9 protein-coding genes are annotated in these 12,840 nt (G+C 60.2%); 6 read left to right on the top strand and 3 right to left on the bottom strand.

Annotated features, from left to right (window positions below; translation table 11 throughout):
- Positions 1 to 109 precede the first annotated feature (109 nt).
- Entirely contained in the window at positions 110 to 1,117 is a 1,008-nt protein-coding gene (gene ansA, locus AB5Y99_RS19975; RefSeq protein ID WP_005335195.1) for an asparaginase, read from the bottom strand.
- 446 nt (positions 1,118 to 1,563) lie between these two features.
- Between ansA and gltS the strand changes: the two genes are divergently transcribed.
- The gene (gltS, locus tag AB5Y99_RS19970) at positions 1,564 to 2,763 is read left to right on the top strand and encodes a sodium/glutamate symporter (RefSeq protein ID WP_005348115.1); all 1,200 of its coding nucleotides are present in this window, start codon (positions 1,564 to 1,566) and stop codon (positions 2,761 to 2,763) included.
- A 213-nt stretch (positions 2,764 to 2,976) separates the two neighbouring features.
- On the opposite strand, the gene AB5Y99_RS19965 is transcribed toward gltS, so the two are convergent.
- Positions 2,977 to 4,848, bottom strand: coding sequence for a methyl-accepting chemotaxis protein (locus AB5Y99_RS19965; RefSeq protein ID WP_368210825.1), 1,872 nt, complete (start codon positions 4,846 to 4,848; stop codon positions 2,977 to 2,979).
- Positions 4,849 to 5,104: 256 nt separating this feature from the next.
- Here AB5Y99_RS19965 and prfB point away from each other — a divergent pair.
- The 5 genes from prfB to AB5Y99_RS19940 all read left to right on the top strand — a co-directional run bounded on the left by prfB (position 5,105) and on the right by AB5Y99_RS19940 (position 12,253).
- A protein-coding gene (prfB, locus tag AB5Y99_RS19960) for a peptide chain release factor 2 (RefSeq protein ID WP_100645262.1) occupies positions 5,105 to 6,203 on the top strand; the annotation gives its coding sequence in 2 pieces (ribosomal slippage) (positions 5,105 to 5,179 and positions 5,181 to 6,203; 1,098 coding nt in all).
- Positions 6,204 to 6,219: 16 nt separating this feature from the next.
- On the top strand, positions 6,220 to 7,755 hold the full coding sequence (gene lysS / locus AB5Y99_RS19955) for a lysine--tRNA ligase (RefSeq protein WP_368210682.1): 1,536 nt from the start codon (positions 6,220 to 6,222) through the stop codon (positions 7,753 to 7,755).
- 211 nt (positions 7,756 to 7,966) lie between these two features.
- Positions 7,967 to 9,757, top strand: coding sequence for an assimilatory sulfite reductase (NADPH) flavoprotein subunit (locus tag AB5Y99_RS19950; RefSeq protein WP_368210679.1), 1,791 nt, complete (start codon positions 7,967 to 7,969; stop codon positions 9,755 to 9,757).
- The gene (cysI, locus tag AB5Y99_RS19945; protein ID WP_368210678.1) at positions 9,757 to 11,481 is read left to right on the top strand and encodes an assimilatory sulfite reductase (NADPH) hemoprotein subunit; all 1,725 of its coding nucleotides are present in this window, start codon (positions 9,757 to 9,759) and stop codon (positions 11,479 to 11,481) included. The genes AB5Y99_RS19950 and cysI overlap by 1 nt, the downstream gene beginning before the upstream one ends.
- Entirely contained in the window at positions 11,471 to 12,253 is a 783-nt protein-coding gene (locus tag AB5Y99_RS19940; RefSeq protein ID WP_368210676.1) for a phosphoadenylyl-sulfate reductase, read from the top strand. The genes cysI and AB5Y99_RS19940 overlap by 11 nt, the downstream gene beginning before the upstream one ends.
- A 79-nt stretch (positions 12,254 to 12,332) precedes the next feature.
- On the opposite strand, the gene folA is transcribed toward AB5Y99_RS19940, so the two are convergent.
- A complete protein-coding gene (folA, locus tag AB5Y99_RS19935) occupies positions 12,333 to 12,824 on the bottom strand; it encodes a type 3 dihydrofolate reductase (protein WP_139463552.1) in 492 nt (163 codons plus the stop codon).
- Between the last annotated feature and the right edge of the window lie 16 nt (positions 12,825 to 12,840).

Raw genomic sequence — 12,840 nt, 5'->3', positions numbered from 1 at the left:
CAGTGAACGGGCCACCTGCCAACGCTCTTCATGGCAAGCCTCGTGGCCAACAGCACCTCGCTCTATCCCCTCTCCCGCCGGGAGAGGGTTAGGGTGAGGGCCGCATCGCTTAGGGAGTCAGCTCCCCGCGCAGGGACTGCTGCATCAGCTCGCGAATGCGGTGGGATGGCAAGTCCTGGCTCAGCAGGAAGTGCAGCTTGGTGAGTGCTGCCTCGGCGGTCATGTCAAAGCCCGAGATCACCCCGGCCCGCGACAGGGCGTTGCCGGTGGCATAGCCCCCCATATTGACCTTGCCGTGCAGGCACTGGCTCAGGTTGACGATGATGACGCCGCGGGCCGAAGCCTCGGAAAGCAGCGCCAGCATGGCCGGGTTTTGCGGCGCATTGCCGACCCCGAATGACAGCAGGATCAGCGCCTTCACCGGCTGTTGCAGGATATTGGCGATCACCTCACTGGAGATCCCCGGATAGAGGGTCACCACGCCGATGGGCTGGGGGGTAATGTCGTGCAGCACCAGCGGCCGCTCGGACGGCACGCCCAACTCGCCCGCTTCCAGCGAGATGGCGATCCCGGCATTGAGCAGCGGCGGATAGTTGGGGGAATCGAAGGCGTGGAAGCCGTCGGCGTGCACCTTCTTGCTGCGGTTGCCGCGATAGAGCTGATTGTTGAAGAACAGCGTCACCTCGTGGATCGGGTAGTTGGCCGCGATATAGAGGGCGTTGAGCAGATTCTGCTGACCGTCGGAGCGCAACTCGGCGAGCGGGATCTGGGAGCCGGTGATGATGACCGGCTTGTGCAGATCTTCCAGCATGAAGGAGAGCGCCGAGGCGGTGAACGACATGGTGTCGGTGCCATGCAGGATCACGAAGCCATCGTATTTCTCGTAGTTGTCGCGAATATCCTCGGCGATACGCTGCCAGTCCGCCGGGGTCATGTCGGAGGAGTCGATGAGGGGCGCATATTCGTGGATATGGTAATCCGGCATCTCGGGGCGGTGGAACTCGGGCATCCGCGCCAGACAGTCTTCCATAAAGCCCGCCATCGGCACGTAGCCGTGATCGGAACGCTGCATCCCAATGGTGCCGCCTGTGTAGGCAATGTAGATAGACTTCTTCACACCCTCTCCTCTTGATGAAGTGAACACCGCCAAAACATGAACCATGTCGGGGTGAACCACAATGTCAACGCCCGCCAGCGCCTCTGCGTGCAGCGGAAACCGGCGAATTATAGAGACTGGCGCCCCAAATGACAGCCGTTCCATGCACCCTTTTCGGCTTTTCTGCCCTCTACCCACATAGTGTTAAATGTCACAATAAATGACTAAAACGAGCATTAATACGACAAAGATGGAATTAAACGATGCTTTTTGCTACAATCCGCCGGATTTTACTAAAATCTCATCTGGATGCCTGAGCATTTCAGGCCCGCACAAGCCCCATCTTTCCTGGGGCGGGGAGATGTTTCCCCTTCTTTGCTGGCACATAAGCCACACTGTTTTCATCCCGGCTGAATCTGTAAGTCTTTTGCTATGAAAGACACAGCCAATCAACATGGGAGTACTGAATGTTACAACTTGATTCCTACGCAACGCTGGTCGCTGCCACTCTAGTATTGCTGCTTGGCCGGGTGTTGGTTACCCGAGTCGGGCTGCTGCGTACCTTCAACATCCCCAAACCGGTAGCCGGCGGCCTGGTAGTCGCGCTGGTACTGCTACTGCTGCGCTCCACCCTGCAGATGGAGCTGCAATTTGATACCAGCCTGCAAACCCCGCTGATGCTGGCCTTCTTCGCCTCCATCGGTCTCTCCGCCGATCTCGCCAGCCTGAAACGCGGCGGCAAGGCGGTGGTTACCTTCCTGATGGTGGTCACCGGCCTGCTGCTGGTGCAGAACAGTCTGGGTGTCGGTCTGGCGACCCTGCTCGGTCTGGATCCCCACATGGGGCTGCTGGCCGGCTCCATCACACTCTCCGGCGGCCACGGCACCGGTGCGGCCTGGAGCGCTACCTTCTCCGAGAAGTACGGCGTGCAATCCGCCGCTGAGCTCGCCATCGCCTGTGCCACCTTCGGTCTGGTGCTGGGCGGCCTGATCGGCGGCCCGGTGGCTCGCTATCTGGTGAAGAAAGTGCAGGTACCCGGTGAGGAGCACAATCAGGATGAGGCCCCCCAGGGCTTCGAAATGCCCGACATGGAGCGCCCCCTCACCACTTTCAGCGTCATCGAGACGCTGGCACTGATCGCCATCAGCCTCAAGGGCGGCGAGCTGCTCTCCGCCTCGCTCAAAGGGGGCGCCTTCGAGCTGCCGATCTTCGTCTGCGTGCTGTTTGTCGGCGTGTTGCTGCGCAACGTCCTGACCCTGCTGAACTGGCATGAGGTGAGCGATCGCGAGGTCTCCCTGCTGGGCAACGTCAGCCTGTCGCTGTTCCTCGCCATGGCACTGATGAGCCTGAAACTGTGGGATCTGGCCAGCCTGGCCCTGCCCATCTTCATTCTGCTGGCCGCCCAGACCGTGGCAATGGCGCTCTACGCCATCTTCGTCACCTTCCGGGTGATGGGCAAAAATTACGATGCGGCCGTGCTGGCGGCGGGTCACTGCGGCTTTGGCCTCGGGGCCACCCCGACAGCCATCGCCAACATGCAGGCCATCACCCAGCGCTTCGGTCCCTCCCACCTGGCGTTTCTGGTGGTGCCCATGGTGGGCGCCTTCTTTATCGACATCATCAACGCCATGGTGATCAAGCTGTTTATGGCGATGCCATTCCTGTAATTCCCTTTCCGTCAGACGTATATGATCAGAGCCCACCTTTCGGTGGGCTCTTTGTTTGTTCTCTACTCGCCAGCTGACGCAGGGGCACGTATCCGGCACCAGGGTGACCCGCGAGCAACCCGAACTACCCGGCCCCCCGAACAACAAAAAGCCCCGCACTCGACAGAGGGCGGGGCTTGTTTATGTCAGCCGGAACAGGCCGAGAGTTGCACTTTACAGGATAAAGGTCGACACCTGCTGGTTCAGGTCAGCAGCACGCCCTTTGAGGCTGTGGGCCTGATCCAGATCGCGCATGGCAGATGCGGTGATCTCGTCACTCACATCCTTGATGGCGGTGGTGTTCTGGGTGATCTCGCCGGTCACCTGGGTCTGCTCCTCGGCGGCAGTGGCGATCTGACCCGCCATGTCGGAGATGAGGGAGATGGCGCTGGTGATCTCTTCCAGCGCGCGCACCGCCTGATCGGCATCCTGCACGCTGTTGTCCGCCAGCCCCTGACTGGTCTGCATCAGGCTCACCGCACGGGCGGTGGTCTGTTGCAGGGTCTCGATGGTGGACTGGATCTGCTGGGTGGAGTCCTGGGTACGGCGCGACAGCACCCGCACCTCGTCCGCCACCACCGCAAAACCACGACCCTGCTCACCGGCGCGAGCCGCTTCAATGGCCGCGTTCAGCGCCAGCAGGTTGGTCTGCTCGGCAATCCCCTGAATGGTGGAGAGGATGCTGGTGATCGCCTGCGCGTGACGGCTCAGCTCGCCGATCACCTCGGTCGCCTGCCCCACCTCTTCGGCCAGACCATTGATGGACTGGCGGGTCTTGTTGACCAGCATCTTGCCCTGCTCACTGCTCTGGGCAGATTGCTGGGCAGCAGCGGCGGTGTTCTCGGCGTTGCCGGCGATCTCCATGGTGGCGCTCGCCATCTCGGTGACCGCCGTGGCGACCATGGTCACCTCCTGCTGCTGACGCTGCAGCTCGTCCACCGCGGCCTGGTTGGTCACCAGACTGCGCTCGGCATCGGCGTTCAACTCGTTGGCCAGCTGGCGGATATTGCCGATCAGCTGATGCTGGCTGCCGACGAAACGGTTGAAGCTGTTGGCCAGTTGGCCCACTTCGTCGTTGGCGTCGATCTTGATGCGCTGGGTCAGATCGCCGTTACCATCGGCAATGCGGGCCAGCGCCTGGGAGACCTTGGTGAGCGGGCCAAGCAGCATGCTGACCAGCCAGGAGATAGCGAGGATGCTGCCCACCAGCACCAGCAGCGCCATGCCCAGCTGGGTCATCAGCAGGGAGGAGAGCGGCGCTTCCAGCGCGGCCTTGTCCAGCACCAGTACCAGTTCCCAGTCTGTGTCGGGGATATCAACCGCCCACAACAGCTTGTCGCGACCTTCGCTGTCAAAATAAGCTGGTACCAGATCCTTGCTTGACTTGCTCTGCTCGATCAGCGCGTTGGTCAGATCGTTGTCGATCTCGCTGGCCGGTTTCATCGCCTTGGCAGCATCCTTGTAGGCGATGATGGTGCCATCCTTGTGCATCATGATGGCGAAACCGTCGGCAGGCAGCTGCATCTTGGTCACGTCTTCCACTAGCGAGGCGATGGAGAGGTCACCACCGACTACCCCGCCAGAAACCGGCTGGGCCAGAGTCACCACCATGATGTTGTAAGCCACGTCGAGATAGGGTTTGGTGACAATCAGGCCACCTTTGCTCATCGCCTCCTGATACCAGCCACGAGAGCGCGGGTCGTAGCCATCGCGGTTGATGGAAGGATCTGAGTCATTCATCTTGCCGCTGCTCTCACCGAAATAGGTGAGCTGGAAACGGCCGGAAACTTGTGCCTGTTGCAAGGCATTGAGGGGGTCGGCACCGGCCTTGTTGCCGAGCGCCTGGATCACGTCGCGACGGGCGGCGAGCCAGTCGCTGACACGCTCGGCCTGCTGGGTACCCAGCCGTTGCAACTGCTCCTGGCTGCCTTGCAGCAACAGGGACTTCTGGCTGCTATAGCTCTGCCAGGAGAGCAACAAAATCACCAACGAAAGGGCGATCACCACTGACAACAGTATCTTCTGCTTGAGTGACAGGTTTTTCATCATGTGTTCTTCTTATTGAGGTGAGGAGCGGGTTTTTCCCTGAATTGCACAACACTACACGTAGTCATTAGCGACCCGAATGGCCAAAACTGAACCTGAAAATGGGTCTGCGGGCGATATTTTCTACCGAGGTGGAGAAAAGTGCACCAGAAATTGACGGCATGAGCCGCACAAGCCAAGGCAACCCTGTTTATTCCTTCCACAATTGGCTAGAATATCCCGTTTTTAAATCACATCGACCCTGAGAGTTTTCACGATGTTCGAAGTTAATCCCGTATTAAATAAACTTAAGGAGCTGTCTGAGCGGACCGAGCTTCTTAGGGGGTACCTTTGACTATGACGCCAAGAAAGAGCGTCTAGAAGAGGTCAACGCCGAGCTGGAACAGCCGGACGTATGGAATGAACCCGAGCGCGCACAGGCGCTGGGCAAAGAGCGCGTCGCGCTGGAAAACGTGGTCGGCACCATCGACACCCTGACCCAGGGCGTGGATGACGTCGAGATGCTGGTGAGCCTGGCCGTGGAAGGGGAAGACGAAGAGACCTTCAACGAAGCCATCGCCGAATCCGAACAGCTGGAAGCCAAGCTGGTGGACCTCGAGTTCCGCCGTATGTTCTCCGGCCAGCACGACGGCTCCGACTGCTATATCGATATTCAATCCGGCTCCGGTGGTACCGAAGCGCAGGATTGGGCCAACATGGTGCTGCGCATGTACCTGCGCTGGGGCGATGCCCACGGTTACAAGCCCGAGCTGATTGAATGCTCCGAAGGCGACGTGGCCGGTATCAAATCCGCCACCATCAAGTTCACCGGCGAATATGCGTTCGGCTGGCTGCGTACCGAAACCGGCGTTCACCGTCTGGTTCGCAAGTCCCCGTTCGATTCCGGTGGCCGCCGTCACACCTCCTTCTGTTCTGTGTTCGTCTACCCCGAGATCGATGACGATATCGATATCGAGATCAACCCGGCGGATCTGCGGATCGACGTCTACCGCGCCTCCGGTGCCGGTGGTCAGCACGTTAACCGAACCGAATCCGCGGTGCGTATTACCCACGTTCCGACCGGTGTCGTGGTACAGTGCCAGAACGACCGTTCCCAGCACAAAAACAAAGACCAGTGTATGAAGCAGCTGAAAGCCAAGCTCTACGAGCTGGAAATTCAGAAGCAGAACGCTGAGAAACAAGCCCTGGAAGAGACCAAGTCTGATATCGGTTGGGGCAGCCAGATCCGTTCCTATGTGCTGGATGACTCCCGTATCAAGGATCTGCGCACCGGCGTCGAAACCCGTAATACCCAATCGGTGCTCGACGGTGACTTGGACAAGTTTATCGAAGCCAGCCTGAAATCAGGTCTGTAAACAAGCAGGAATCACCATGTCTGAACAAACCATCACTCCGGAAGTCGACCAAACTCTCGAACTCAACAACGAGATGACCGAGCGTCGTTCCAAGCTGGCCGCCCTGCGCGCCCAGGGTAATCCTTTCCCCAACGACTTCCGTCGCGACAGCCTCTCTGGCGATCTGCACGCAGAGTTCGACGACAAAAGCGCCGAGGAGCTGACGAGCCTGGGTAAACGGGTGAAGATTGCCGGTCGCATCATGACCCGCCGGATCATGGGCAAGGCTTCTTTCGCCACCCTGCAGGACATGGCCGGCAAGATCCAGGTCTACGTTACCCGTGACGACCTGCCGGAAGGTTTCTACAACGAGCAGTTCAAGAAGTGGGATCTGGGCGACATCGTGGGTGTCGAAGGTACCCTGTTCAAGACCCAGACCGGTGAGCTCTCCGTTCACGTTTCCGATATCCGCCTGCTGACCAAGGCGCTGCGTCCGCTGCCCGAGAAGCACAAAGGCCTGACCGACCAGGAAGCGCGCTGCCGCCAGCGCTACCTGGATCTGATCGCCAACGAAGAGTCTCGCAAGACCTTCATGATCCGCACCCAGGTAGTTGCCGGTATCCGCAAGTTCTTCAACGACAAGCGCTTCATGGAAGTGGAAACCCCGATGATGCAAGTCATCCCGGGTGGTGCCTCCGCGCGTCCGTTCGTCACTCACCACAATGCGCTGGACATCGACATGTACCTGCGTATCGCTCCGGAGCTCTATCTGAAGCGTCTGGTGGTCGGTGGTTTCGAGCGTGTCTACGAGATCAACCGCAACTTCCGTAACGAAGGTATCTCGGTTCGTCACAACCCCGAGTTCACCATGATCGAGTTCTACATGGCCTACGCCGACTACATCGATCTGATGGACCTGACCGAAGAGCTACTGCGCACCCTGGCGCAGGACATTCTGGGCGACACCAAGATCCGTTACGCCAAAGAGGGCGAAGAGGGCCTGACCATCGATTTCGGTCAGCCGTTCCAGCGCCTCACCATGGTCGAGTCCATCCTGAAGTTCAACCCGGACGTAACTCTGGACGATCTGGCTACCCTCGAGAGCGCCAAGGCCGTTGCCAAGCGTCTGCATATCGAGCTGATGAAGGGCTGGGAGCTGGGCCACGTGATCACCGCGATCTTCGAAGAGACCGTGGAGCACATGCTGCTGCAACCGACCTTCATCACCGAGTACCCGGCCGCCGTTTCTCCGCTGGCCCGTCGCAACGACGTGAACCCGGACGTAACCGACCGCTTCGAATTCTTCATCGGTGGCCGCGAGCTGGCCAACGGCTTCTCCGAGCTGAACGATGCAGAAGATCAGGCCAAGCGCTTCCAGGATCAGGTTGATCAGAAAGAAGCAGGCGACGACGAAGCCATGTTCTACGACGCCGACTTTGTCACCGCACTGGAACACGGCCTGCCGCCGACTGCCGGTCAGGGTATCGGTATCGACCGTCTGGTCATGCTGTTCACCAACAGCCACACCATCCGTGACGTCATTCTGTTCCCGGCCCTGCGTCCGCAGAAGTAAGGCCCACAGAAGCCAGCTAAATCCCTTGGGTCAATCCCAAGCGTGATAGCCCATAAAAACGCCCCGCCACTGCGGGGCGTTTTTCTATGTCCTTTACCGCCAAATCACTTTATAAATTCAATAATGGAATAAAGAAGATATTTTTATTCTTTGTTGTTATCCAACACGCCCTTTAATCTGGCCAAAAATCAGACCATGGAAGACGCGTGTGATGCAATTGAAGGATTCCCCATTTAACCTCTCCCCCCTCTCTGACGAGCAGCAACGTCAGCTGGGTCAGGTACTCTCGACCCTCAATACCCAGCAACTGGCCTGGGTGAGCGGATATCTCTACGGCCTCTCCCAGACCGGTCAGCAGAGCGTTGCAGCCAGCGCCGCCGTGGCTGCGCCCAGCGGCAGCCTGACCATTCTCTACGGCTCCCAGACCGGCAACGCCAAAGGGGTCGCCACTGCCATCAAGGCGCAGGCCGAGGCCCGCGGTCTACCGGTCACCCTCGCGTCGATGGCCGACTACAAACCCAAGCAGCTCAAGAAAGAGAGCCACCTGCTGGTGGTAGTGAGCACTTACGGGGAGGGTGAACCGCCGGAGAGCGCCGTCGATCTGTTCGAGCAGCTTAAAAAAGGCAAGATTGGCAAGCTGGACGGGCTCAAGTTCGCAGTGCTGGGGCTGGGTGACAGCTCCTACGAATTTTTCTGCCAGACCGGTAAAGATTTTGACAACTTCCTCGCCAGCGCAGGGGCCGAGCGCATTTATGAACTCGCCAGCCTCGATGTGGATTATCAGGATGCCGCCAAGGCGTGGGGCGAACAGGCACTCAGCGCCATCACCGCGACGCTCTCTACCGCAGCGGCCAGCAGCAGCGTAGCCAGCGCGGTGCAGCAGGCGGTTGGCCACAGCCAATACAGCAAGGAGAACCCCTTCCCTGCCCGCCTGTCGGTCAATCAGAAGATCACCGGCCGGGATTCCACCAAGGATATCCGTCACATCGAGATCAATCTGGCCGACTCCGGCCTCACCTATCAACCGGGTGATGCCCTCGGGGTCTGGTTCGACAACGACGCCGACCTGGTGGGGGAAGTGCTGGCCCTGACCGGCCTCTCTGGCGATGAAGCCGCGGCTCACGGCACCTTGCACGCCGCACTGACCGGTCACTTCGAACTGACTCGTCTGCACGGCGGCTTTATCACAGGACTCGCTGATATATCGGACAACGCGGCGCTGAAAGACTTGGCCGGTGACAAGGCCCAGGTCAATGCACTGGTGGCCTCCGCTCAGGTGGTGGATGTGCTCAAACGCTTCCCGACCGCCCTCACGGCCGAGCAGCTGGTTGGCCTGCTGCGCCCCCTCACCCCACGCCTCTACTCCATCGCCTCCGCCCAGAGCGAAGTGGAAGAGGAGGTACACCTGACCGTCGGCGTGGTGCGCTACCCGCAGGAAGATGGCACAGTGCGCTCTGGCGCAGCCTCCTCCTATCTGGCAGATCGGCTGATTGAGGATAGCGAGGTGCGGGTATTCGTGGAGCACAACGACAACTTCCGCCTGCCGCAAAACCCCGACACCCCCGTCATCATGGTGGGCCCGGGCACCGGCATCGCCCCGTTCCGCGCCTTTATGCAGGAGCGGGAAGCTCAGGGCGCGGAAGGCAAGAACTGGCTCTTCTTCGGCAACCCCCACTTTACCCAGGATTTCCTCTATCAGGTGGAGTGGCAGCGTTATGTGAAATCGGGGCTGCTGTCGAAGATCTCCCTGGCCTTCAGCCGGGATCAGGCCCACAAGATTTATGTGCAGGACCGCCTGCGCGAGGCAGGGCTTGAGCTCTATCAGTGGCTGGAAGCAGGTGCTCACTTCTATGTGTGTGGTGACGCCAACAAGATGGCCAAGGATGTACAGGAGGCCCTGCTGGAAGTGATTGCCGAACACGGCCACAAGAGCCGTGAGGAAGCAGAAGAGTATTTGAGCGAATTGCGTCGTGCCAAACGTTATCAAAGGGATGTCTATTGATGAGCAAACAACCTCTTTCTCACCCAAAAGCGGGACCGGTCGAAGGGCCGCTGGCCGACAACGAGCGCCTCAAGCGCGAGAGCAACTTCCTGCGCGGCACCATAGAGCAAGATCTGCAGGACCCGCTCACCGGCGGCTTTAACGGCGACAACTTCCAGCTGATCCGCTTTCACGGCATGTACCAGCAGGATGACCGCGACATCCGCCCGGAGCGCGCCGCCCAGAAGCTGGAGCCGCTGCACAACGTCATGCTGCGTGCCCGCCTGCCGGGTGGGATCATCACCCCGGCCCAGTGGCAAATCATCGACAAGTTCGCCGAAGAGCACAGCCTCTACGGCAGCATCCGCCTGACCACCCGTCAGACCTTCCAGTTCCACGGGGTATTGAAGCGCGACATCAAGCTGATGCACCAGACCCTCAACAGCACCGGCATCGATTCCATCGCCACCGCCGGCGATGTGAACCGCAACGTGCTCTGCACCAGCAACCCGGTGGAGTCCGAGCTGCATCAGGAGGCCTACGAGTGGGCCAAGAAGATCTCCGAGCACCTGCTGCCCAAGACCCGCGCCTACGTGGAGATCTGGCTGGACGGTGAAAAACTGGGGCAGGATGAGGAACCGATCCTGGGTTCCAACTACCTGCCGCGCAAATTCAAGACGACCGTGGTGATCCCGCCTCACAACGACGTGGATATCCACGCCAACGATCTCAACTTCGTGGCCATTGCCGAGCACGGCAAGCTGGTAGGCTTCAACGTGCTGGTGGGCGGTGGCCTCGCCATGACCCACGGCGACACCAGCACCTACCCGCGCAAGGCGAGCGACTTTGGCTTTATTCCGCTCTCCCACGTACTGGAGGTGGCGGCCGCCGTGGTCAGCACCCAGCGCGACTGGGGCAACCGGGTCAACCGCAAGAACGCCAAGACCAAGTACACCCTCGAGCGCGTCGGCGTCGAAGCCTTCAAGACCGAGGTGGAGAGCCGCGCCGGCATCCAGTTCGGGCCGGTTCGCCCCTATGAGTTCACCAGCCGTGGCGATCGCTTCGGTTGGGTCGAGGGGATCGACGGCAAGCATCACCTCACCCTGTTTATCGAGAATGGCCGCCTGCTGGACTTCCCGGGCAAGCCGCTCAAAACCGGCATGCTGGAGATCGCCAGGGTGCATCAGGGGGATTTTCGCCTGACCGCCAACCAGAACCTGATCATCGCCGGGGTGCCTGCCAGCGAGAAGGCCCGCATCGAAGCACTCGCGCGCCAATACGGCCTGCTGGATGACGGCGTGAGCGAGCAGCGCAAGCAGTCGATGGCCTGCGTGGCCCTGCCTACCTGCCCGCTGGCGATGGCCGAGGCGGAGCGCATGCTGCCCGCCTTCGTCACCGAACTTGAAGGGCTGCTGGCCAAGCACGAGATGGCAAACGATGCCATCGTCTTCCGGGTCACTGGCTGCCCCAACGGCTGCGGCCGCGCTATGCTGGCGGAAGTGGGTCTGGTGGGCAAGGCGCCGGGCCGCTACAACCTCCATCTGGGGGGCAACCTGGAAGGCACCCGCATTCCGCGCCTCTATCAGGAGAACATCACCGAGCCGCAGATTTTGGCCGAACTCGACGCGTTGATCGGCCGCTGGGCCACCGAGCGAAATCAGGGTGAGTGCTTCGGCGACTTCGTGATCCGGGTTGGGGTGATTGCGCCCGTTATCGATTCTGCGAGGGACTTCTATGCCGCTTAATGTCACTGAAGATGGCCGCCTTGACCTGCAGGCACTGCTGGCCCTCGGCCGTGAGGAGCAAGTCGAGGCGCTGGCCCCCCTCAACCGGGAGCTGGATACCATGAGTGCCCCCGAGCGGGTGCGCTGGGCCCTGGCAAATCTGCCGGGAGAGCATGTGCTCTCCTCCAGTTTCGGTATTCAGGCGGCGCTGATGCTCCATCTGGTCAGTCGCGAACGGGTCGATGTGCCGGTGGTGCTGACCGATACCGGTTATCTGTTTCCGGAGACCTACCGCTTTATCGACGAGCTGACCGAGCGCCTCGCGCTAAATCTCAAGATCTACCGGGCCGAGCTCAGTCCGGCCTGGCAGGAGGCGCGATTTGGCCTCTTGTGGGAGCAGGGGGTGGAGGGGATCACCCGCTACAACCAGCTCAACAAGGTTGAGCCGATGGACCGCGCCCTGCGTGAGCTGGGGGCCCAGACCTGGTTCTCCGGCCTGCGCAGGGAGCAGTCCGGCAGCCGTGGCAAGCTGCCGGTGCTGGGCATCCAGCGCGGCCGCTTCAAGTTCCTGCCGGTGATCGACTGGAGCAACAAGGATGTCTTCTACTACTTCAAGGAGTTCGAGCTCCCCTACCACCCGCTGTGGGAGCAGGGTTATCTCTCGGTGGGCGATGTCCACACCACCGCCAAGTGGGAGCCGGGCATGAGCGAGGAGCAGACCCGCTTCTTCGGCCTCAAGCGCGAGTGCGGTTTGCACGAGGAAAATGGCGAGAACGACGGTTCAGGCATCTAATCCCGTCTTGAAAACCCAACAGAACAACAAGGGCATCCGAAGATGCCCTTGTTGTTATTTGCCCATTAGCATTCGTCCGTCAGCGGCGCTGCCAGGTCTCGAAGCTATAGGGATGCGGGTTCTTCTCATCGGCAGGGTGGCTCTCGCACTCAATCCGTTGCCACTGGCCATCGTCAAAAGCAGGGAAACGGGTATCCCCCTCCACCGCCAGATCGATGCGGGTCAGGTAGAGACAATCCGCGCTCGGCAACATCTCGGCATAGAGATGACCACCACCGATCACCATCAACTCCTCCACCGAGCTACCAGCCAACAGAGCCAGCGCCGCCTCGACGGAACCCACCACCTCAATGCCCTCGGCCTGATAGCCGGGATTGCGGCTGATCACCAGATTGCGCCGTCCGGGTAGCGGTCGACCGATGGATTCGAAGGTTTTGCGCCCCATCAATACCGGTTTACCGAGGGTGACACGCTTGAAGTGAGCCAGATCGGCAGGCAGATGCCAGGGCATCTGGTTGTCCTTGCCGATCACCCTGTCGTGGGCCATGGCGGCAATCATGGAAATCTTCATGGGGCCTCTCACCGTC

The sequence above is a fragment of the Aeromonas sp. R4-2 genome (assembly GCF_040908295.1).
Classification (GTDB): domain Bacteria; phylum Pseudomonadota; class Gammaproteobacteria; order Enterobacterales; family Aeromonadaceae; genus Aeromonas; species Aeromonas veronii.
This window is presented reverse-complemented; position numbering and strand designations above follow the sequence as displayed.

Excerpts from the sequence above, each read along its gene's own strand:
- gltS (WP_005348115.1), top strand. The coding sequence starts at position 1,564 with ATGTTACAACTTGATTCCTACGCAACGCTGGTCGCTGCCACTCTAGTA.
- AB5Y99_RS19965 (WP_368210825.1), bottom strand. The coding sequence starts at position 4,848 with ATGAAAAACCTGTCACTCAAGCAGAAGATACTGTTGTCAGTGGTGATC.
- lysS (WP_368210682.1), top strand. The coding sequence starts at position 6,220 with ATGTCTGAACAAACCATCACTCCGGAAGTCGACCAAACTCTCGAACTC.
- AB5Y99_RS19950 (WP_368210679.1), top strand. The coding sequence starts at position 7,967 with ATGCAATTGAAGGATTCCCCATTTAACCTCTCCCCCCTCTCTGACGAG.
- cysI (WP_368210678.1), top strand. The coding sequence starts at position 9,757 with ATGAGCAAACAACCTCTTTCTCACCCAAAAGCGGGACCGGTCGAAGGG.
- AB5Y99_RS19940 (WP_368210676.1), top strand. The coding sequence starts at position 11,471 with ATGCCGCTTAATGTCACTGAAGATGGCCGCCTTGACCTGCAGGCACTG.
- folA (WP_139463552.1), bottom strand. The coding sequence starts at position 12,824 with ATGAAGATTTCCATGATTGCCGCCATGGCCCACGACAGGGTGATCGGC.